At 63.6% G+C, this 20,745-nt stretch carries 25 protein-coding genes and 1 tRNA gene; 4 read left to right on the top strand and 22 right to left on the bottom strand.

Translation table 11 applies throughout. From position 1 onward, the window contains the following. The 21 genes from ACP59X_RS12050 to ACP59X_RS11950 all read right to left on the bottom strand — a co-directional run bounded on the left by ACP59X_RS12050 (window position 1) and on the right by ACP59X_RS11950 (window position 14,214). Window positions 1–297, bottom strand: a complete 297-nt coding sequence (locus tag ACP59X_RS12050) for a hypothetical protein (protein ID WP_428558553.1) — start codon at window positions 295–297, stop codon at window positions 1–3. Window positions 298–317: 20 nt separating this feature from the next. Continuing rightward, on the bottom strand, window positions 318–854 hold the full coding sequence (locus ACP59X_RS12045) for a hypothetical protein (RefSeq protein WP_428558551.1): 537 nt from the start codon (window positions 852–854) through the stop codon (window positions 318–320). A 3-nt stretch (window positions 855–857) separates the two neighbouring features. Continuing rightward, on the bottom strand, window positions 858–1,277 hold the full coding sequence (locus tag ACP59X_RS12040; protein WP_428558548.1) for a hypothetical protein: 420 nt from the start codon (window positions 1,275–1,277) through the stop codon (window positions 858–860). A gap of 14 nt (window positions 1,278–1,291) precedes the next feature. Beyond that, window positions 1,292–2,323: a phage adaptor protein gene (locus ACP59X_RS12035; RefSeq protein ID WP_428558545.1), complete on the bottom strand. Its 1,032-nt coding sequence runs from the start codon at window positions 2,321–2,323 to the stop codon at window positions 1,292–1,294. A 144-nt stretch (window positions 2,324–2,467) separates the two neighbouring features. After that, on the bottom strand, window positions 2,468–2,725 hold the full coding sequence (locus ACP59X_RS12030; protein ID WP_428558542.1) for a hypothetical protein: 258 nt from the start codon (window positions 2,723–2,725) through the stop codon (window positions 2,468–2,470). Continuing rightward, complete coding sequence (locus ACP59X_RS12025) at window positions 2,722–3,369, bottom strand: hypothetical protein (protein ID WP_428558540.1); 648 nt, start codon at window positions 3,367–3,369, stop codon at window positions 2,722–2,724. Before ACP59X_RS12025 ends, ACP59X_RS12030 begins: the two co-directional genes overlap by 4 nt. Continuing rightward, window positions 3,366–4,004: a hypothetical protein gene (locus tag ACP59X_RS12020; RefSeq protein ID WP_428558538.1), complete on the bottom strand. Its 639-nt coding sequence runs from the start codon at window positions 4,002–4,004 to the stop codon at window positions 3,366–3,368. The genes ACP59X_RS12025 and ACP59X_RS12020 overlap by 4 nt, the downstream gene beginning before the upstream one ends. 2 nt (window positions 4,005–4,006) lie before the next feature. Further along, window positions 4,007–4,495: a phage holin family protein gene (locus tag ACP59X_RS12015; protein WP_428569885.1), complete on the bottom strand. Its 489-nt coding sequence runs from the start codon at window positions 4,493–4,495 to the stop codon at window positions 4,007–4,009. Then, entirely contained in the window at window positions 4,495–5,379 is an 885-nt protein-coding gene (locus tag ACP59X_RS12010; RefSeq protein WP_428558536.1) for a patatin-like phospholipase family protein, read from the bottom strand. Before ACP59X_RS12010 ends, ACP59X_RS12015 begins: the two co-directional genes overlap by 1 nt. A 2-nt stretch (window positions 5,380–5,381) precedes the next feature. Further along, window positions 5,382–5,630: a hypothetical protein gene (locus ACP59X_RS12005; RefSeq protein WP_428558533.1), complete on the bottom strand. Its 249-nt coding sequence runs from the start codon at window positions 5,628–5,630 to the stop codon at window positions 5,382–5,384. Continuing rightward, on the bottom strand, window positions 5,627–5,953 hold the full coding sequence (locus tag ACP59X_RS12000) for a hypothetical protein (RefSeq protein ID WP_428558531.1): 327 nt from the start codon (window positions 5,951–5,953) through the stop codon (window positions 5,627–5,629). The genes ACP59X_RS12005 and ACP59X_RS12000 overlap by 4 nt, the downstream gene beginning before the upstream one ends. Next, window positions 5,943–6,482 (bottom strand): hypothetical protein, encoded by a 540-nt coding sequence (locus tag ACP59X_RS11995; protein ID WP_428558529.1) that lies wholly within the window; start codon window positions 6,480–6,482, stop codon window positions 5,943–5,945. Before ACP59X_RS11995 ends, ACP59X_RS12000 begins: the two co-directional genes overlap by 11 nt. Then, window positions 6,475–7,038, bottom strand: a complete 564-nt coding sequence (locus ACP59X_RS11990) for a lytic transglycosylase domain-containing protein (RefSeq protein ID WP_428558527.1) — start codon at window positions 7,036–7,038, stop codon at window positions 6,475–6,477. The genes ACP59X_RS11995 and ACP59X_RS11990 overlap by 8 nt, the downstream gene beginning before the upstream one ends. Before the next feature lie 362 nt (window positions 7,039–7,400). Further along, window positions 7,401–7,721, bottom strand: coding sequence for a Rap1a/Tai family immunity protein (locus ACP59X_RS11985; RefSeq protein WP_428558524.1), 321 nt, complete (start codon window positions 7,719–7,721; stop codon window positions 7,401–7,403). Window positions 7,722–8,093: 372 nt separating this feature from the next. Continuing rightward, entirely contained in the window at window positions 8,094–8,291 is a 198-nt protein-coding gene (locus ACP59X_RS11980) for a hypothetical protein (RefSeq protein ID WP_428569881.1), read from the bottom strand. Further along, window positions 8,291–8,881 (bottom strand): hypothetical protein, encoded by a 591-nt coding sequence (locus ACP59X_RS11975; RefSeq protein WP_428558522.1) that lies wholly within the window; start codon window positions 8,879–8,881, stop codon window positions 8,291–8,293. Before ACP59X_RS11975 ends, ACP59X_RS11980 begins: the two co-directional genes overlap by 1 nt. A gap of 8 nt (window positions 8,882–8,889) precedes the next feature. Then, a complete protein-coding gene (locus ACP59X_RS11970; RefSeq protein WP_428558520.1) occupies window positions 8,890–10,500 on the bottom strand; it encodes a phage terminase large subunit family protein in 1,611 nt (536 codons plus the stop codon). 24 nt (window positions 10,501–10,524) lie between these two features. Continuing rightward, window positions 10,525–11,118 (bottom strand): tyrosine-type recombinase/integrase, encoded by a 594-nt coding sequence (locus tag ACP59X_RS11965; RefSeq protein ID WP_428558518.1) that lies wholly within the window; start codon window positions 11,116–11,118, stop codon window positions 10,525–10,527. 165 nt (window positions 11,119–11,283) lie between these two features. After that, on the bottom strand, window positions 11,284–11,826 hold the full coding sequence (locus tag ACP59X_RS11960) for a hypothetical protein (RefSeq protein ID WP_428558516.1): 543 nt from the start codon (window positions 11,824–11,826) through the stop codon (window positions 11,284–11,286). 92 nt (window positions 11,827–11,918) lie between these two features. After that, on the bottom strand, window positions 11,919–12,800 hold the full coding sequence (locus ACP59X_RS11955; RefSeq protein WP_428558514.1) for a hypothetical protein: 882 nt from the start codon (window positions 12,798–12,800) through the stop codon (window positions 11,919–11,921). A 103-nt stretch (window positions 12,801–12,903) separates the two neighbouring features. Further along, complete coding sequence (locus ACP59X_RS11950; RefSeq protein WP_428558512.1) at window positions 12,904–14,214, bottom strand: replicative DNA helicase; 1,311 nt, start codon at window positions 14,212–14,214, stop codon at window positions 12,904–12,906. An 83-nt stretch (window positions 14,215–14,297) separates the two neighbouring features. On the opposite strand from ACP59X_RS11950, the gene ACP59X_RS11945 reads away from it, so the two are divergent. Both ACP59X_RS11945 and ACP59X_RS11940 read left to right on the top strand, forming a co-directional pair. Further along, window positions 14,298–14,639, top strand: coding sequence for a type II toxin-antitoxin system HicA family toxin (locus tag ACP59X_RS11945; RefSeq protein ID WP_428558510.1), 342 nt, complete (start codon window positions 14,298–14,300; stop codon window positions 14,637–14,639). After that, window positions 14,636–14,977, top strand: coding sequence for a type II toxin-antitoxin system HicB family antitoxin (locus ACP59X_RS11940; RefSeq protein WP_428558508.1), 342 nt, complete (start codon window positions 14,636–14,638; stop codon window positions 14,975–14,977). The genes ACP59X_RS11945 and ACP59X_RS11940 overlap by 4 nt, the downstream gene beginning before the upstream one ends. Before the next feature lie 259 nt (window positions 14,978–15,236). Here ACP59X_RS11940 and ACP59X_RS11935 read toward each other — a convergent pair. After that, window positions 15,237–15,330: transfer RNA gene (locus ACP59X_RS11935), tRNA-Sec, on the bottom strand. Window positions 15,331–15,527: 197 nt separating this feature from the next. Between ACP59X_RS11935 and ACP59X_RS11930 the strand changes: the two genes are divergently transcribed. Together ACP59X_RS11930 and ACP59X_RS11925 are read left to right on the top strand one after the other, a co-directional pair. Then, window positions 15,528–18,941 (top strand): PAS domain S-box protein, encoded by a 3,414-nt coding sequence (locus ACP59X_RS11930; RefSeq protein WP_428558505.1) that lies wholly within the window; start codon window positions 15,528–15,530, stop codon window positions 18,939–18,941. Continuing rightward, entirely contained in the window at window positions 18,938–20,356 is a 1,419-nt protein-coding gene (locus ACP59X_RS11925; protein ID WP_428558503.1) for a sigma-54-dependent transcriptional regulator, read from the top strand. Before ACP59X_RS11930 ends, ACP59X_RS11925 begins: the two co-directional genes overlap by 4 nt. Window positions 20,357–20,745: the final 389 nt, after the last annotated feature.

Here is a 20,745-nt window from a genome sequence, read left to right as displayed (position 1 = left end):
CTACGCAAAGCGTTCCCGCACCTGCAGCACGGCCGTCTTGCCCGAACCGCTCCAGTCGCCCAGGGTCAGCATGGCCTGGACCCGGTAGTTCCCCGCCTCGGCCAAGTCGCCGGCCCGGGTCAGGCAACGCAGGTAATGGGCCTTGCCCTCCAACGTGGCCACCGTGGCCGGCCAGTTCACCACGTTGCCCGAGGGAAACCGCACCGTCAGAAAGGTATTGGTCGCGCCGGAAATGTCCTGGCCGCAATCCACAAGCAATTCCGTTCCGATATCGCCGACATAGACAACGCTGCTCATAGTGGCCTCGCAAGCGGTGATTATTCCCGTTGCGCGCGCAGGGAGCCTGAGCGCAGCAACACCGTGGTGCAAAAGGGAGACTCCAAAATGGTCGACATGGTGAAAGGACTGGCCAGGCGCGCGGGCTCCCCAGCGGCGGCCGTTCGCTCCAGACTGCCGGCCAGCACCTGCCGGGGGCCGATCACGGAAACCAGGCGCACCCGGTCGCCGATACCCGTGAAGGCCTGGGCGTCGCCCAGGACCAGGGCCAGGGCCAGGGTTGCCGCCCTCCCCTTCGCGGACACGGCTCCGACAACCGCCGGCAGTCCGAGCGGAACCGACAGAGCGTCCACGGCCACGGCCGTGGATATCGAAACCCCAACGCCGGGCAACTCGACGCCCAGGGCAAAGGCCGGCGCGGCGGCCGAGGCGTCAATCCGGACCCGCGCCTCCAGGAACGCCAGAGGAACCGGCAAAGCCTCGGCCGGGACGGTGGCGTCCGTCCACACCGTCACGGACGGCTCGATCCAGGCCAAGGGCCGGTCGACCCAGGCGGCATTCCTGTCGGACCAAGCCATGCCCTACCCCACGGTCACAATGCCGGCGTTGTTGAGGAGCACGGTGAAATCACCCTCGGAAACGGTCTTGTCCACGCCGAAGTCGATCAGCCCGATCAAGGGGTTGACGATGCCAGCCACGGTCTTGGCCGCGTAAAACACGGCGTAGCGGGCAATGAAGGTGGCGCCGGTCCAGACCGGGTCATCCGCCTCGAGGCGGCCCTTGCCGTCGCGAAACGACCAGGTGCGGTTGAGCAGTTCCTTTCCGCCGGCGGTGTAGCCGGTGCCGGCAACCTCGCTGGCCGCCACATTGGCGAACACGCTGTGGCCGGCGTTCGGCGTATAGCCGGAACCAAGCAACGCGACCTTGAAGGTATCGCCGTCCATGTCGAAAACGCCGTTGGCGATGTTGGTCAAAAAGGCATCGTACACGAGGTTGGCCATGTCGCTCCTCCGGCTTAGCGGTCGTTCGCCGCCCGCCCCATTTCCTGCCATTTGCGCACAACAGCTTGTTTTTCTTCCAGTGTATTGGCGCGTAACACTTCCTCAACAAGCAATGATTCGCCAGACTTTGCCAACATTTTCGCTAGATTCTCAGCAAGTGAACGAGGAGATTTTTCCTTGTCGATCTTCAAGGCAATCAGATCATCTCTCGACAAAATCTGTAGTAATGATTCCCGATCCTTCGGATCAGCCAACAGGGGATGCTTGTCGTCGGAGGAATCCGGGGCGGGAATCCCCAAGGGCCGGGAGGCAAGCGGGTAGTTCGTGCCCTCGCCCTGGGTGGCCATGGCCAGCGTCGTCAGCTTGGGCTTGCCGTCGCCCGTGAAATAGACCCGTTTGGCGTCGTCATCGATGATCGGCCCCTTCATGGCGACGCGCAGGTCCGCCGTGCTGTCGCCCTTCCTGACCCTGACCTTGGCGTCGGACAGGCCGCGCTCGAAAAGCTGCTGGTGGTAGGCGCTTAACTGCATATCGGACCAGGCCTTCCTGGGGATCTCGAACAGCCTGGCCGCCGCGCCGTGGGCGATGGTTTCGCCGTGGGTTTCCAGAAGTTCCTCTTCCACCTCGTCGGCGCCGCGAACCGGCGCCAGCCCGGCCCGGACGAACAGGCCCCGGGCAATGTCCGTATCCGGCACGGGATGCAGGCGAATAAGCTGCGGCGTCATCCGCAGATACCCTTGCGCCTGGCCCGCGCCCCGCGCCCGCCAGCCGCGCGGCATCTGCTCTTCGCACAGGGCATCGATTTCCCGGCCAGCCACGGCCACATAGACGGGAGCAACAATGCGCGTGCCCAGGTCCGGCGGGTCCAGGGCGTATTCCGCCACGCCGGCCAGGATGTCGCTCGGATCGAGATCGGCCCTGTAAGCCAGCGTTTCCGTGCAAAACACGATGGCCGCCGCCCGGATGGCCATGACCAGCAACGGCTCGGCCACCCCGTCGCAGTGCAGCTTCACCAGCGGAAAAAAATCGTCCCATTTGATCTGCATGGCATCAGTCCGGCGGCAAGGAACTGTCGGTCGTGGTCTTCACGCCCAGTTCCTGGAAAAACGCGGTGTAATGGGCTTGCCCCCGCTCGACGCTGGTGGCGTCGTCGGTTCACGGTCTTCGGCGTTGAGACGATGCCGGCCCCATTACCCGAAGGGATGGCGGCCGGCGTTGCGGGCTTGTAGGTTTTCGGGAGCCTGGTCGATCACCTCGAGCAGTTCCCGCAGTTGACGCGCCTCGGCCTGGCGCCAGCGCAGTTGGACAAGATCCTCTTCAAGGCGCAGCCCCTGCTCCGTGACCTCGAGGCACCGCCCGAGCCATGGCCGGATGACGGCCCGCCAGTGCGGGTTCACGGCCAGCAAGGCCAGGGCGTCGCATTCCTTGCCTTCGGGCTGTTCGATCATGTCCGCATCCGCATGAGGTTGGCGCCGTCGCCGCCGGCGGGCGAGCCATCGGGCAGCATGGGCGCGCCCTGGCTGGCCGGCGGCGGCTGGCCGCCAAGTTGTCCCATCCGCATCTGGTTTTGCGCCGCCTGCTGCTGGGCCTGTTCGCGCCGTTGCAGCTCTTCCTCGGCCGGAATGATCTTGTCCGGCGTGAAATCCAGGCTTTTGAGCGATTCGCGCAACAGCTGGGCCCGGCCGGCCACGCCCATGATCTGCAGGTCCACGGGGTTGGCCGTGGTCTGCATGAACTCGTTTCGCCGCAGCTGCTGTTGCTCCTTGACCATCATGGCACTGGAGCCCAGGGCCACGATTTCCACATCGCCCTTGATGGAGGGATCGGGGTCGTAGAGCATGACGAACACCCAGGCCTCGGTGACGGAAGGCTTGGTGATGCCGGTATCGATGTTGCCCACCACGCGCTTGATGCCCTTGGTGGCGTTGTTGACCATCATGGAGAAACCGGAGGCCGTATTGAGCACGCCGGAGGTCTGGCCGGAGCCGTAGATGTATTTCGGAATGCCGGTCTTCGTGTCCGCTTCCATGCTGAATTTGTCGTAGGCCTTCATGAGCTGCTCGATATTGCTCGAGGCCTGGTAGAAGCTCACGGGCGCGCCGCCGGCCTTGGCCCGGTTGCCCTTGAACGGCCAGACCTTCCACGGGTAGATTTTGCGGATGTTGGTGGCGGGATCGACCTGGTCGATATGCGGCCGGCCAGCCGTTCGGCTTCTTCCCGCATGGCCCGCTCGAATTCGCCTTGCAGCTCCTTGGCCCGGGCCTGGATGTCCTCGCGCGTCACGGCCATGCCGGCCTGCAGCCCCTGGAGGACCTCGAGCTCCACCTGGCCTACGATCCTGGCTTGCTGGTCCGGGGAAAGATTGGGGACCTTGGTGGGACGCACGGCCCAGGGTTTTTCGCCGGCCACGAGCAGGATGTCTTCCAGCCAGGCTTCGGCGGCCGTGCATTTCTCGTCCGTGAGCATCATGAAAACGAGCGGCCCGCCCTCTTCCTGAATGGCGGCCAGCTTGTCCGGTTCGTAGAGGCCGTTTCGCTGGCGCAAGGCCCGAAGCATCCGGCGCTGCACTTCCTCCTTGGCTTGCCGGGCCGCCTGCCAACAGGACTGGATATGCGAGGCCAGGTTGCTTTGGAAATGGTCGCGCCGGGATTGCACCCGTTGCAACGCTTCCTCGCGTTCCTCGGCCTCGAGCTGGGTGTTGGATTTGACGAGCAGCAAGCCGGGCATGTTCACGCCCCTTTCCCGGGTCGATCATGGAACACCGTACAATCCCGGTAATCCTTGAGGCGGCGGATCATCTTCTCCGGAAGCGGCACGCCAAAGGAGCGGAGATGCCCCAGGACGGAAATCGTCTCGTTGATGGCCAGGTACATGACCATCAATGACCTAAAATCGACATGCAGCAGGACTTCGGCCGCCTTCACGTTGAGCACGTCATCCAGGAGGCACGAGGCCAGGATGGCGGCGTAGTAGAGGAAGAACTTGGCAAGCCCCCGGCGGAACGTCGCGCGCGACAGGCAACCGTCCACCCAGCCACGCGCGAAGCCCAGGGCGAAGTCCAGGCAGATGATGAGGAAAAGGCCTTCCACGAGCTTGTCGCGCCCGCCGATCCAACCGCAGATCACGGCCAGCAACGTGGAACCGCACGTCTTGGCCAGCCACCCGCCAAGCAGATCCCTGCCCACGTCCGCCACGTACTCCCGGGCCGTGGACCACATCACGCCGCCCCCGCCAGTTCCAGCGCCCGCGCGGCTTCCGGAGAATCCGCCAACCGCTTGGCCGCCAGCTTGAGCACCGCGAAGGCCCGGGCGTCCGTGGCGTCCATGGCCACTTCCTCGGGCAGATCGGCCTGCAACCGGACATAGTTGCCGCCAAGCCAGGCGCGGCAGGCCAGGTGCGCCTCCTCGGCCTGACCGCTGAAGACGATGTCGATCAGGTGGGACGTCCATTGCGCCGCGCCAAAATCCCGGGCGTCGGCATACAGGATCGGCCTGTCCCGCCGGCCGGTCCCCATGGACACGAGGTAATGCGGGCCTTCGGCCTCGGTGAAGGCCAAAAGCGACGGGTTGTTGGCCACCATGCCGCCGTCGATGCAGGGCCGGACCCGGCCGGACTGGCTGCGGATGGGAAAGGGCTCGAAATAGACCGGGGCGGCCGAGGTCGCCCGCCCCACATCGGCCAGCCGGTAGTCTTCGCCGGCCCAGGAACGGAACAACACCCGTTCCCGGGCCTCGATATCGAAGGCGACGGCCAGGGCGCGCGTTTCCACCGAGGACAGCAGGCGGTCGCCAAAGACTTCGGCCAGGGCCACTTCCAGTTCCCCGGCGTCGTACAGCTCGTCCGCCAGGCCCCCAAGAGAGCTCAAACGCTGCCCGAGGGAGCGCGAAAAGATCGCCGGCCCCCGCTCCAGGTAGAACTCGGCCAACCGCATGGCCGGGATGCCGGCCGCCAGGCCCAGGGCCAGAATGCCGCCCGTGCTGGTGCCGGCCACAAGATCGAAGAATTTGGCGACGGACCGCCCCGTCCTGGTCTCGAATTCGGCCAGCACCAGGGCCGGAAGCAGGCCCCGGATGCCGCCGCCGTCAATGCTCAGGATGCGCATGGTCACAACCCCCGGGCCTTGAGGGCGGCGCCGGCCACGGCGGAACCGGCCTTGGCCAGGTAGGCCAGCCAAGTCTTCCACCCCTCCACCTGAGCCTGGGTCGCGGCATCGGCCGGCACCGGGGGCAATGCGTCCAGGGCCGCGACCACGCCGGCCGCCTGCTTTTCCAACGCATCGGAAGACACCGTGCCCAGGCCGGCACAGCCGCCCAGGGCGATGCACAGGAAAACGGCCACGATCAGGGCTTTCATGACTTGGCTCCTTGCTCCGGGGCCTGGGCCTCGGGTTTGGGTTCGAGGCAATCCGCCGCCTGGCGCAGGGCGGCGGCGACAAGGGGACCCTTCGCCATTCCCCGGCCGTACAGCAGCAGGCCGTAAAGGGCCGTGGCCAAGGCGGCCAGCAGGCCGGACATGTTGAGCACAGTGGAAAAGATGACGGTCTCATCCATGCTGAATTTGAAGGAATGGGAGCCACCGGAAGCAACGATGTTCCAGAGGGAGAGCAGGTACAGGCCCGTGCCCCCGTACTGCGTCTTGGATTTGGCGTAGGCCGCCAGCACGTCCTTAGCGCCCATCGCCGCCCCCGACTGGCACACCCGCGCCCATGGTCCAGACATCGATGGGCAGATTGCCGGCGGCGATGGTGAAGCGGAGTTTGTCCAGGTAGCGCGCGTCCTCGGCCCGTTCCAGGATCAACACGATCCCGGCCCGCTTGCCCGTGGCCCCGCCGTAGGCCAGGGCCTGGCCAACGGCCTCCGCCCATTTCCTGGCGAAATCGAATTCCACGGCATGGGTATCGGTCTCGCAGTCCACCCGCAGCCCGGGGCGTGGCCTGGTTTCCATGGCACCGCCTTTTTCCGCGCACCAGATGGCCTGGTAGTGCTTTTCGGGCTGGTCATGCCCGGCCAGCACCTGGGAACAGGACACCAGCACCAACCCCGTGGCCAGGGCCACCAAGGCGACGCGCGGCCGCCGGTAGACCCACTCCCAGACCACGCTCAGGCGCCGGGCGCCGGCGTCCGAGAAGCCGGCATCCTTGAGCCGGCAAAAGAAGTGCAGCGGATTGCAGCAATGCCGCAGCCGTTCCAGGAAGGGCTTACGCATCGGGTAACCTCCCACCCATGATCTTGCGGATTTTCTCGGGGTATTCGGGATTGCTGTTCTTGAGGCAGGCGGCGGGGCCGCCGTTGTAGGCCCGCAACACCCCTTCCCAGCCGAACCCTTTCAAGTAGCTCCGGGCGTAGGCGGCCAGGTGTTTGCAGCCCAGGTCGACATTCAGGGCGGGATCGTAGATTTCGCCCAGAAAGAGCCCGGTGAAGCCGCGTTCCCTGGCCACGGCCCCCATGAGCTGCATCAGCCCCCAGGAGGCTTGCTGGCCCCACCACTCCGCATCCGCGCAGACGCCCGGATAGGCTTTGAAATCCGCCGGCGGGATCTTGCAGGCCGCCTCAAGGCCGCTGACGGCGCGAAAAGCGCGACCGGCCCGGACGTCCCAGAACCAGCGGTATTTGGGTTCCGGGTTATAGGCCCAGACATTGCCGCCCATGGACTCGTGCTCGACCACGGCCCCGACGATGGGGACCGGCAAGCCATGGCGCGTGGCGGCCTCGCCGACGAGCTGCTCGATTTGCGACGGGGTGATGCTGAAAAAAGCGGACATGGCGACCTCCTTGTGGAAGGCCGCCATGTCCGGGCTCAAGAGGAGAGGGTCAGGCGCGCATGGTGACGGGTTGGCGGCCGTTACCGCTCAAGCCGTACCATGCGTTTTCTAAGGGTCCGGGAGGGTGTACCGAAGATGCGAGGGAGTGGTAGGGGAATGGTAGGCGAGTGTACCAAAGATGACACGGAATGGATGGGAAGATTTTTCTTGACAAATATTCGTGCCGAAGCTTCCGACGAGCTGTGCCACGTTTTCCGCACCTTGTCGCACCGGGAACGGGCGGCCTGTTACGCCTTATCTTTGCGCTCGACCAGTTCGCGCGGGTTGAGGCGGTGCGGCCCCAGGGAACATAATGATGAGTATTAGTGTTTAAATGCTTGCTTTGCAGCTACTAATACGATTGACGGCATAAAATGATGTCTATCTTCTGGATGTTTTGTCAAATAATTAACTACAATCTCCCTAATTTGTTCATACGAAACCCTGACAGGAAAAGGATTTTTTTCATCTTGAAATATAACGGAATAGACATCACAAATACCCATCACATAATAGCCTTGAGCAAACTTGTTATACCTCAAAAAATCATTTCCAGTAATAGGCCATCCGTTTTGCGCAAAACAAAAACTTGAGACAGACAACGCAAGTGCTACTACAACAAGACTGGTGAATATCGTTTTCATAACAAACTTTCTTATAAGCTATCTTACACAGACCCCATAAATCCCACCCGACTTCAAGCAATGGGAGCCCGGCCCGCAATCCGTGTCCCAGGAGCAGGTCGCGCCATACGTGCCATTGGGATCCAGCGGAGCGTACACCGGCTGCCGGTCGTTGCGGTTCCCCGGCATGATGCCGCCGGCGCACACGCCGTACAGCGCGCCTCCCTGCTTCAGGCAGACGCTTCCCGGCGAGCAGTCCGTGTCGAAGGAACAACCCCACGCCTGACTGCTCAGGGTCCCAAAAAGAAGCAGGCCAACGATCAATTGACGCATATCGTTACCCCGTTTTCAACCAGCTAGACCGCAGAGAAAAAGAGAAGTCAAGGACAGTCCTCATTCCGACGCCCGCTTCGTGAACTCCCGACGCCAGGCTAAAAGCTCCTCCTTGTCGGCGATGTAGGAGAACCCGTCGAAACGCACCGGCATCGGGGGTTCGGCCTGGCGGAAATACCGCTCGAACCGCCGCCGGCCGATCCCGAGAACCTTGCAGATATCCCGCAGGTTGCGCAGCATGTTGGGGTCGCGTTCCATCACGTCCACGCCAGCCACCCCCCTCCCGACCCACCGGCCACGGCGGGGGAGCCGGCCATGGCCACGCCGGTCAGCACATAGCCCAGGGCGGCCAGGGGCGGGTATTCCCTTGCCTGCCGGCCCATGTCGTTCACGGGGAACTGCCGGAGCACCCCGGGCAACAGGCTGTCCCCGAAATGCAGGGTCTTGATGCCGCCCTTGGTTCTATTGCCCGCTTCGAGGAAATAGGCGGCCAGTTCGTCCGGATGACCAACCATCGGTGCCGACGTTGGTTCGACGGCCCACCGCCCGCCTGCGGCGTCCTGGTCGGACAGATCGCGCCAGGCGTCCATGGCCGGATCGGTCAGGTCCGTGAACCAGTCCAGGACCCGATATTCGGCCCGCCGCGACTTGCACCACTCGTACAGGCCGGCCACCCGAGGCGCGCTTGCCTCCCGCAGCACACGGACCTCGCGACCGCGCACAGCCAGCACAAGGGCAAAGCCGGGCTTGTCTCGCCACGGCCAGCCGATCCCGCCGTATTTCGCGGCATGCTTCCAGGATTCCCGTTCCGCCAAGTCTGCATCAGCCCCTGCCTGCCTGCGTTCCATGTCCACTCCTAGCTCAAATCCGCATCATCGAAGTATTTTGCCGGCGATCCCCAGGCCGCGATGCAATAGTAGTTGAGCGAATGGCGGTAATGGTCCGGCCCCAGGCGTACCCACACATAGATTCGGGACCCGGACTCCTCGTCTTCTTCCAGCTTTTTAGCCGTGTTCTGCGCATGATTCGCGAAGGCCTCCACCGGTTCGCATCGCGCCGGCAGCACAACATGGCCGCCGCTTAAGGCTTCATGGGAGGCGTCCAGCGATTCCGTCCGGTTGACGGACACCTTGAGGTCCTTGTCGTCCCAGGCGTAGTCCCCCTTCTGGTGCTCGTTGTACCAGTTGAGATAAACCCGGCCGGGGAAGCGCTTGGCGAATTTGCGGGCCTCGCGCGTCTCGGGCATGCCGTCGATGACGCAACGGGCCACGTGAAAGGCGTTCATGAGCTCGTCGAGCTCCTCGAAGTCGCGGTACTCGCCCACATGGACAATCACGCCGTCCCGGCGGCCGATGGTGACATGCAGGCCCTTGCCCTGGTCAACGCCCATGTAGCAGGGGCCGGGGTCGGATGCGGCGATGCCGTGGGAGCCGCACAGTTTGAGCACCTGCTCCTTGGTGATGCGGCTGTTGGCGGCCACGTAGGCCAGACCAAGCTTGTAGTTGTACAGCTTGTCCATCCGGGACGTGGTCCGGTACAGGTGCAGGATTTCGGCCGGCGTGACGTACTGCGAAAACAGCTGGCTGAACTGGTAGCCGCGCCAGGCCGTGACCCCGGGCTTGCGGGCCACCCATTCGCCCCGGGCCGGGTCCAGCACGCCCTCGCGGCAGCGCATGCAGCGCAGGACAACGGCCCCGTCCGAGCGCTCCCACAGCAGGTCCGGCACGCCCCGCTCCAGGGGCCGGGCGGCGTCCTCCCACTCGCCCACCGGGTCGGTCCAATCGCCACATCGCGGGCATTTGAGCAGCCAACGGCGCTGGTCGGACAGCTGGTATTTCTTGTCCACGCCGAAGTCGGGCAGCGTGGGGTTGGACAGGAAGTGCTCGGCCTTGAGGTCCGAGTGCCCCAGGCGTTCGTGGGCCGTGGGCTCCACCCAGACCGCCATCAGGTCGAACTCGTCGTAAACGATCTTGTCCACGGGGTCCGAGCGCAGGCCCTCCTCGGTCCTGGTGCCGCGAAACAGCACGTTGACGCCGTTGACCCGCTTGAGCCCGACGCTGTCCGTCTCCACCACCCACCGGCCGAGCGTGGCCGGGTTGCGGTCGATCAGCGGGTCCACGCGGCTTTGGACAAAGTCCGTGGAGCCCTTTTTCGAGGGGAACAGGTACAGCGCGCCGACGATAGGCAGGAAAATGGCCGCGAAAAGCGTGCCGAGGATGGCGTTGGTGGTGTTGCCCATCTGGGCGCACTTGAGGTCCACCCGCTGGGGGTGGTCGTCGGCGTAGGGCAGTTCCAGGCACTCATGGCGGGCAAAGGAGAACTCGCCGCGATCGAGCCTGATCCGCTCCTTGATGGCCCAGGCCCCCACGCCCCCCGGTGGCGGCTCCTGCCGCACCGGCACAACGCTCTGCACCTTGGTCAGGAAATCCGCCATGATGGTCCGGCTTCCCGGACCAAGCCCTTTCATGCCTCCTCTGGCCATGGCCGTGCCTCACACCAGCTCGAAGGCGTAGACTGACCGGATTTCGTCGGGTTGAATGCACAGGTAATCAAGGGTTTGCCGTTGCGTCGCGTGGCCAAAGACGGCCATCAGCGTGGGAATGTCCACGTTGCAGGTCACGCGCATGTGATAGCCCCAGGTCTTGCGCAAGGTGTGGCTGCCGAAATGGCCGGGCAGGTTGACGGCCGCGCACCAGCCGATGACCAGGCGGCGCAGCCAGGACGTCGTCAGCGGGCCACGCTTGCCCTGGAAGAGCAACTCCGCGTCCTCATACGGCCTGGAGGCCAAAAGCCGCTCCACGGCCGCCCTGACGGGCTTGTTGGCGCTGATCCGGCGCAACTTGCCCTCCTTGATCTCCCGGATCACGTCGCCGTCGTCCGGATCGGCCAGGATGGACTTGATGCCGCCGACCGTCAGGGCCAGCAGGTCACTGGCCCGCAAGGCCGAGTGGATGCCCAGCACGAACAGGGCCTGGTCGCGCGGCTTGTCGGCCAACAGCCGGGCGATGGTGCCGAGGGCCTTCTTGCTCTTGATCGGGTCCACGGCGATGGCCGCCCCCTTGGCCGCGTGGTTGTTGCGGGTCATTTTCCGGCCTTCCTTTTCGTCGTCTTTCCGTGCCGTGCCTGGCATGACACGACGATGGCCCAGGGCGCGCGCCAGGACGATTTCGGGCTTTCCATGCCAACAACCTGAATTCACGGCAAATCCTCCTTTCCTTTTTCGTCGTCTTTTGTATGAAAGACGACGAACCTAATCCGACGATTTCAGCCCGTAATCGAGGGCATTCTGCGTGGCGTCGAGGGCCATGAGTTCCTCGACAACCTGCCGGGCCATTTCGGGCGCGACGCGTTGCAACACTTCCATGACCTTGGCCTGAAACTGAAGTACTTTCTCTATATCGAACTTGGTCTTTTTGATGGTGTTATCCAACTCCAACATTTTCCTATTCTCACCAAGCAGCGAAATGTAGGCCTTCAGCAGTTCACCACGTCTCCCGGCAAGACGTTCCAGCTTTCTGCGCGAATCCGCATCGCCTTCCAGGGACAACTGGAACAGCTCCACAAGGTCGGTTGCCTGCTTGGCCAGCTTTTCCAGCCGCTCCAAGGCATCGTGTTGCCGCTCGAGCACCTCGACCTGGATGAGCTGCGGCTTGACCGACTCCACGGCCGTTTCGCAACGCCGTTTCACCTTGGAGACGTAGGCCTCGGAGATGGCAAAGCGCTCGGCCATTTGCCGCTGGTTCAATCCCTCCTTGAGGCAAGCCAGGTAGTCCTGTTCGGTGAACTTTGCCATGCACTCTACTCTATTCGGCCGATTTGTTAACTCTACTTCACTGCATCAGTGTTTTTTCCTGGTGAATCTTCACCATCTTCACCGTCTTTCAGCTAAGGAGGTTTCGCATTAACCGCTTTATTGGAAACTTCCGGTTCAGTCTTGGCTTTTCTCTTGAGTGCTTCCCAGGCCTCGGCACTCATTCCCTGTTGTGTTTTGTCCCCTTTCTGCGTTTGTTCTTGCGCCATTGCCTTGGTAGCCTGGTCAAGAATCTGGCCGTAGTTGTCACAATACGCCTTTGGCGAGACGATACGCGATCGCCAAAACGGGTCTTGCAGGGCAAACCGCGTGGCGCGTTCGAGGTCCTCGAGGGTTGTCCCCTCGTCGAGGAGCCCTTGCAGCATGCCCGGCCAGGTTCCCGGGTTTTTGGCTCGGACTTTCGGCGTGGACTCGGACATGAGGGCGAAAACGAGCGCTCTCGCTCTCTCCCCGTCAGGGGCTTGAGAGAGAGATTTAAGATAGGATGGGATGGGATGGGGCATTGCAGAAGGCATGCACTGCATTGCAGGTGCATCAGCGTCAACAACAGCTTGTTTTTTCTCGTTTTTCTCTTTCGAATCCGGTTCTTTTTTCCCCCACCGCGCGTTTGCGGCCGCGACTTTGACCGGGTCTTTTTCGCCACGGCTCCAGATGTTGGGCTGCCGCTTCTTCCAGTTGTGAATGGCGACGACACCGTCCTCGCCACGGTCCAGCAAGCCTATCTCGACAAGATTATTCACAAACTCTGAAGGATCGATCACCGTGGGATCAATGCCGCAGGCGGCCGCGATCTTTTTGTCCGTCATATTGGCGAGGGTGCCCTTGGGGCGTTCCTCTGTCGCGAACGCCCACAAGGCGAAAACGGCATCAACGCCCTCGCTTCCATACAGCTGTTTTAGCAGGATAAATTTTGGATGCGTCCGATAGGTGGACTCCACCCGAAAATCCCAACCCATGGGTTCACCACCTCTGCATGTGCGTTGTTGCCTGCTGCATATGCACTTTTCTGCACCTGCTTTGCAGCTGCATAGCAGCTGCATTGCACCTGCTCGGCAGACGCTAATTCAGCCGGTCATCCTGCTCGAATCGCACGTTTTTTCTGTTGTAGGCCACCGGCACGTCGCCCGTCATGGAGTTGCGGCTCTTGGCCACGGTCAGCTGGGTGAACTGGATGTCCTCGCGCCCCGAGCGGTCCCAGGGCTGGATCAACAGGATGATGTCGGCATCCTGTTCGATGGCTCCCGACTCCCGGAGGTCGGATTCCACCAGCTTGGGTGATTTCCGCTTGGCCACCTCGCGGTTGACCTGGGCCAGCAGCACCACGGGCACGGCCAGATCCTCGGCCAGGAGCTTGATGGACCGGGAGATGGAGGCGATCTCCTGTTCCCGGTTGTGGTGGTGGCCATCAGGCGGGATGAGTTGCGCGTAGTCGATAAAGACGATGTCCAGGCCCCCGTCCTGGCGCCAACGCCGGCAAGTGGCGCGGATGTCGGAAGGCTTGCGGGCAGGTTTGTCATAGATGCGCAGCGGCATGTCCCGCATGCGGTCGCACAGGGCGTAGATGCGTGCCCAGTCGTCGTCCGAGAACTTCCCGTCCCGAAACCGCTGGGCCGCAACGCCGGCGCCCGAGGAAAACAGGCGGTTGAGCAGTTGATACTTGGCCATCTCCAAAGAGAAGATGCCGGTCGGGTGTCCGAGCCCCACGGCGTGCTCGGCAAGGGTCAGGGCCAGCGCCGTCTTGCCATGGCTGGGCCGGGCGCCGACGACGATCATTTCGCCTGGCATGAACGACCGGATCAGGGCGTTGAGTTTCCAAAACGGCGTGGGCACGCCGCCGCCGCCGGATTCTTCCAGCCGCTCGAGATAGTGGGTGTAGGGGTCCAGGAATTCGGCTGGCGACTCGCCATGGGCATCGAGGCGGTCCTTGAGCACGGCATCGGCGGCCAATTGGGCGATGCCCACGAACTCGGATGGATCGCGCTCCGGATCGTAGGCGATTTCCATCATGCGCATGGCCATATCCAGCATGGCCCGACGTTTGGCCATGGCCCGCACGAGGTCGGCATGGTGCGGGGCGTTGGCGGCGCTGATTGTGGCCGTAGCCAACTCGGCCAGATACGCTGCCCCGCCCACCTTTTCGAGGGCTCCTGCGGCGGTGAGCGCATCGGCCAGGGTGACCAGGTCAACCGGCTTGTTGCCGCGCCACAAGGCGGCCATGGCTTCCCAGACCAGCTGATGGCGCGGGTCGTAGAAGTCCCCCCGCCGCAGTTCGGGGACCAGTTTATCCAGCAGCGACGGCTTGAGGAGCACGCCGCCGAGCACCGATTGCTCGGCCTCCCGGTTGTGCGGCGGCACATTGCGCAGCATCATCGTGGAAAGATCCGCCGGCCCGCGTTCACCTGTACGATGTCGTGGCGCTGCCATGCGCTCCCCCAGTGGTCCGGCTGCAGTCCATGTACGGCTTTGCGGCAAAGCAACGTGGCGAGCGAAGGCAGGCGACCGCTCTTGACAAGGTTCCATTTGTTGGTACCATCAAAACAATGAACAGCCGGAACCGAAGGACGCTTGCCGCGATTTTTTCCCGTCCGACCCTCGCGGACATCCGGTGGGATGATATTCTGGCCCTGTTTCGCGCCCTTGAGGCCACAGTAGACGAGGGACGGGGATCTCGGGTCAGGGTCATCCTCAACGGCGTTGCGGCCACGTTCCATCGACCGCATCCCGGGCCCGTCGCCAAGAAAGGCGCAGTGGAAAGTGTTCGTGAATTGTTAACAAATGCTGGGGTGAGACCATGAATGCCATGACCTACAAGGGATATACGGGAACCTTTGAATTCATCCCTGATGACAATGAATTCCACGGCCGCGTGATGGGCATCCGGGATGTCATCCATTTCTCTGGGAGTTCGGTCGACGAATTGCGTCAGGCCCTGGCAGATTCCGTGGATGATTATCTCGAGATGTGCGAACAGGCCGGCAAAACGCCTGAGAAGCCCTATTCCGGCCAATTTCGTCTGCGCCTTACCCCGGAAATCCATCGGCTTCTGGCTGTCGCTGCCAAAGCAAAAGGGAAAAGCCTCAATGAGTTTGTCGCCGAAGCGGCCGAGAAGGCAGCACGGGAGGCGGTGTTGTAACGCTTGAAATGCCGTGGCTGTCAACGTGTCGGCATGGCGGGCCAACACTCTCAAGACGTCGCAAATGCTCTCACCTTTGCCGGAATATGCATCCCGACGTGCCAAGGTGAGCCGTACGGATTTTGTGTAGGGCAGCAGAAATCCCCCCTGCGCAAGGTCCCAAATCGTACAACCCGAGGGGGAGCTGAGGGGGAGATTTCGGAATGAGGGGGAAGAGAGGGACTTTTGAGGGGGAAGTTTCCTCAAAAAAAACCAATGATGGCGGAAGCGTATAGGAGTCGAACCTACCGAACGCCTCTCGACGTTCCACTGGATTTGAAGTCCAGGCGCCACACCGGTGACGAAACGCTTCCGTCGCAGACGCCTCTTAGATGCTTTTGAGTCGCGGAGCAAGCCGTTTGGCCGGCCGGGGCGCATTTGGCACCGAAAGGGCCGGCCCGATCCCCGGCCCCACCTGACCCGGTCCCTTGACTTCCCCGCCACCCGTGACAACATTGGCCGAAACGCACGGCGCATCCTGCGCCCGCGCCATCCCTCGCCGCGAGCAGCCATGGTTCCACGGATCGCCTTATGCCTCACCTTGCTGGCCTGCTTCTGGCCGGGCTTGGGCCATGCGGAAAAAATCCGCAAAAACGTCTTGTATTTCAATTCCTACCAGAACGGCTACCAGTGGTCGGACGAAATCCTGGCCGGCATCCGCGAGGCCTTTTCCCATTCCGATTTCAATGTGGACCTGCAAATCGAGTACATGGACTCGAAGAAATACACCGATCCGACACTGCGCGGCATGCTCCACGATTTCTACAAGCTCAAGTACCGCAACACCCGCTTCAGCGCCCTGCTGGCCTCGGACAATTTCGCCTTCGATTTCCTGCGCGAATACAAGGACGAGCTCTTCCCCGGCGTGCCCCTGGTCTTTTGCGGCGTCAACGACTTCCGCCCCGACTGGCTCGATGGCCATCCCGACTTCACCGGCGTGCTCGAGGAACCAGACATCCGCGAGACCCTCGAACTGGCCCTGCGCTTCCATCCCGACCGCCGTCGCCTGGTCATCTTCGGCGACACCTCCATCACCGGCGTGGCCATCGGCAACCAGTTGCGCGCCGTGGAACACGCCTTCGCCGGACGCCTGGACTTCGAATACCAGGACAACCTGACCCTGCCGCAGATCCTCGACACCGTGGCCGCCCTGCCCGCCGACGCCATGATCTTCCTCATCCCCTTCTACAAGGACACCGAAAACGACGTCTATTCGGTCAACGAGGTGCTGGCGGCCATCCGGGCCAAGTCCGACCTGCCCATCTACAGCGCCTGGCAGTTCATGCTCGGCCACGGCATCCTCGGCGGCAGGCTCCACAGCGGCTTCGAGGAAGGCCGCCTGGCCGCCGAGATGGCCGATCAACTCATGCACGGCACCCCCATCGCCCAGTTGCCCGTGGTCACCAAAACCGAGGACGCCTACGTCTTCGATTACAGGGAAATGCTGCGCCTGGGCATCACCACGGACAAGCTGCCCTCGAACTTCACGCTCATAAACGAGCCCTACCCCTTCTACCACGTCAATATCGCCGTCTTCTGGACGGTCATCATCAGCGTCATCATCCTGTGCTACGTCATGGTCCTGCTGGTGACCAACATCCTGCGCCGCCGCCGGGTCGAGGAAACCATCAAGGACCAGCTGTCCTTCATGGAAACCCTGGTCAACACCATCCCCATTCCCCTCTATTTCAAGGACGGGGCCGGCATATACCGGGGCTGCAACCCGGCCTTCCGCGCCTGGTGCGGCCTGGCCTCCGATGCCGTCGCCGCCGAGGCCTGCGCCGGCCTGACCCAGTCCCCCTTGTCGACCTTCCTGGACGAGGGCGACGAGCAGTTGCTGCGCGAACCGGGTGTGCGCGTGGGCGAGGCCGAGATCCTGGCCGCCGACGACGAGGACCCACGTTCGGTCATCCTGCACCGGGCCGTGTACGAAACGGCCAAGGGTGGCATCGCCGGCCTGGTGGGCGTGCTCTACGACATCTCCCAGCTCAAGCGAGCCTCGGAAAAGCTGCGCCAGGCCGAGGAGAAATACCGGGGCATCTTCGAGAATTCGGCCCTGGGCATCTTCCGCATGACCCCCGACGGCCGGGCCGTGGACGTCAACCCGGCCTTGCTCGCCATGCTCGGCGTGCGCGATCTCAAGGAACTGGCCAATCGCCGGGGCGACCTGGTGGAGGTGCTTTTTTCCGGCAACGAACGCTTCGAGTCGCTCATGGGCTCGGTGGACGCCGCCGCCGGCACGGTCACGGTGGAAACCCGGTTCGTGCGCCCGGACACGCGCATCATCACCGTCAACATCAACATGCGCCTGGTGGCCGACCCCGGCGGCTACCTGGCCTACGTCGAGGGCGTGGTCGAGGACGTGACCATGCGCCACGAGGCCGAACGGGCGCTTCGCGAATCCCAGGAGATGCTGCGCCTGGTCCTTGACAACATCCCCCAGCTCGTGTCCTGGAAGGACAAGGCCCTGCGCTACATCGGCGCCAACCGGGCCTTCATCGAATTCTTCGGCTTCGCCGACCTGGCCGACCTCATGGGCCGCGACGACTACGCCCTGCCGCTGCGCCGGGAGGACATGGACGCCGTGCGGGCCACGGACGTGGACGTCATGCGCAACAACCGGGCCGTGTCCGGCGAACTGGCCGCCCGCAACGTGCGCGGCTCCGACGTGCTGCTCGAGATCAAAAAGGTGCCCCTCCATGACGACAAGGGGGCCGTGGTGGGCGTGCTGTCCACGGCCGAGGACGTGACCCAGAAGGTGAGCCTGGAACGCCAGTTGCTGCAATCCCAGAAGATGGAGGCCATCGGCACCCTGGCCGGCGGCATCGCCCACGACTTCAACAATATCCTCACCTCCATCATCAATTCCACGGAGCTGGCGCTGATGGACCTGCCCGAAGGCGAGCCCATCACCGACGACATGCGCCGGGTGCTCAAGGCCGGCCAGCGCGGCAGCCGGCTGGTCAAGCAGATCCTGTCGTTTACCCGGCCCTCCCAGGCCGGTTTCGCCCCCATCAACATCGTGGACGCCATCGGCGAGGCGGCCGGCCTGCTCAAGGCCTCCATGCCGCGCAACATCAAGATCGTCCTGGACATACCGGCCCATCCCGTCACCTGCCGGGCCGACCCCACCCAGCTCCACCAGATCGTCATGAACCTGTGCACCAACGCCTTCCAGGCCATGCGCGCCTGCGGCGGCCTGCTCACCCTGGCCCTGGCCGAGGACGACCTGGACGAGACCATGGCCGGCCAGGTCGGGGTGCGGGCCGGCCGCTACGCCCGCATTTCCATTGTCGACACCGGCCCGGGCATCCCGGCCGACATCCTGGACAAGATCTTCGATCCGTTTTTCACCACCAAGCAGAAGGGCGAGGGCACGGGCCTGGGGCTGGCCGTGGTGCGCGGCATCGTCAAGAACCACCGTGGCGCCGTGCGGGTGGCCAGCCTTCCCGGGATGTCCACGGGCTTCGACGTCTTTTTGCCCCTGCTCGGCCAGGCCGAGGCGGCGCCGCCGCCCCAGGACGCCGCCGCCAACCGCGGCCGCGACCGCATCCTGTTCGTGGAGGACGACGAGGACCAGCTTTTGACCATTCCCCGCGTCCTGGCCCAGCTCGGCCACGAGGTCACGGCCTACGGCGGCGCCGCCCCGGCCCTGGCCCGCCTGGCCCTCGATGCCGGCGCCTTCGACGTGTGCATCACCGACTACGACATGCCCGACATAAACGGCCTGGAACTGGCCCGCCGCATCGCCGCCCTGGCCCCCCGGCTCCCGGTCATCCTCGTCTCCGGGCGCCTGGGCGACATCGAGGACCGGGAACTGGCCGGCAACATCAAAAAGATCGTGCTCAAGCCCTACAACCAGGCGATCATCTCCGCGGCCATCCGCGAAGTGCTCGACGCCAAGCCCCAAACCAAGGCCGCATGAAATCCGTCTGCATCATCGACGACGACCCCGAGGTTCGCGACACCATCGAAAGCCTGGCCCGCCGCATGCGCCTGACCAGCGACGCCGCCGGCAACCTGACCGCCGGCCTGGAGCTGCTTTCCCGCGAGAGCTTCGACGTGGTGTTTCTGGACGTGCGCCTGCCCGACGGCAACGGCCTGGCCGCCCTGCCCGAGATCAAGCGCCTGCCCGATGCCCCGGAGGTCATCATCCTGACCGGCATGGGCGACCCGGACGGCGCGGAGCTGGCCATCCAGGAGGGCGTGTGGGACTACCTGGTCAAGCCCTCGCCCATCAAGCAGATGATGCTGACCCTCCAGCGCGCCCTGCGCTACCGCGAGGAGCGGCGCTGCGACAAGGCGCCGGTGTCGCTGTCCCTGGCCGGCTGCGTGACGGCCAGCCCCCGCATGCAGCCCTGCCTGGACCAGGTGGCCCATGCTGCCTGGTCCAGCGCCGCCGTGCTGGTCACGGGCGAGACCGGCACGGGCAAGGAGCTTTTCTCCCGGCTCATCCACGCCAACAGTTCCCGGGCCAAGGCGCCGTTTGTCACCGTGGACTGCGCCTCCTTGACCGAGACCCTGGTCGAGAGCACGCTTTTCGGCCACAAGAAAGGCGCCTTCACCGGGGCCGACGCCGACCGCGTCGGCCTGGTGCAGCTGGCCGACGGCGGCACGCTGTTCCTCGACGAGGTGGGCGAGATGCCCATGTCGCTGCAAAAGACGTTTTTGCGGGTGCTCCACGAAAAGACCTTCCGGCCGGTCGGGGCCGTGGCCGAGGCCAAGAGCGATTTCCGCCTCATTGCCGCCACCAACCGCGACCTGGAAGCCCAGGTGGAAGCCGGCCAGTTTCGGCGCGACCTCTATTTTCGCCTCAAAACCATCGAGCTGCGCCTGCCGCCCCTGCGCGACCGGCCCGAGGACGTAAAACCCCTGACGCTGTCCGTGGTCGACGCCCTGTGTTCGCAGTACGCCTTGCCGCCCAAGGGCTTTGACGCGGAATTTTTGAGCGTGCTCGAGGCCTACGACTGGCCGGGCAACGTGCGCGAGCTGCGAAACGTCCTCGAGCGGGCCTTTCTGGCCGCCGGCCGGGAAAAGACGCTCTACAGCATGCACCTGCCCCGGGACCTGCGCATCAAGGTGGCCAAGTCCAGCCTGGAACGCGGCCAGCAGCTTTCCGAGCGGCCGGCGGCCGCCGGGCCGGAGCGGGTCGAGCTCGCCGGGGCGCCCATTGGCCGGCGCACGCTCAAGGACTACAAGGAAGCCATGGAGCGCCGCTACCTCGAAGGCCTTCTGGCCGAGCACGGCCGCGACGTGGCGGCCATGGTCGACATCTCGGGCCTGTCGCGGTCGCATTTTTACGCGCTGCTGAAAAAGAACAATTTAGCGATTCCCGACTGATCCAGCCGAGGAAGTCCGCACTTCCGGACGCGTTTCGCGTCCCCTTCCCGACGGACTTTGCGTCTTTTTGGACAATCCAAATTTCCGCCTTTTCCCCGTGCCATTATGCCCGGCTTGTGGCATGAGGAGCCAGGAATCCCACTTCCGGCCATTGACGCGGGGCAGGCTGTCTGGTTTTCCGGACACAGCAAGGCTGTCTGAAAAAACGGATTGGGGCGAAATCGCGGAATTGCTTTACGAACCCTTAAATTTCGCGGTATTAGCTCTTCCGTTGACATCCGAAAAATCGGATGCCCTTCCCGTGCCCGGGCCAGGAAAGGGGTCACCTGTTCGTCAACTCATCGAAGTCTTTCTGCCTTTTTACAAGTGGCACGAGGATTGCCTAAAGA

This window comes from Solidesulfovibrio sp. DCME, from assembly GCF_049995385.1.
In the GTDB taxonomy this organism is placed as follows: Bacteria; Desulfobacterota; Desulfovibrionia; order Desulfovibrionales; family Desulfovibrionaceae; genus Solidesulfovibrio.
Note: the sequence above shows the minus strand (reverse complement) of the source record. Positions and strands in the feature narration are given on the sequence as shown.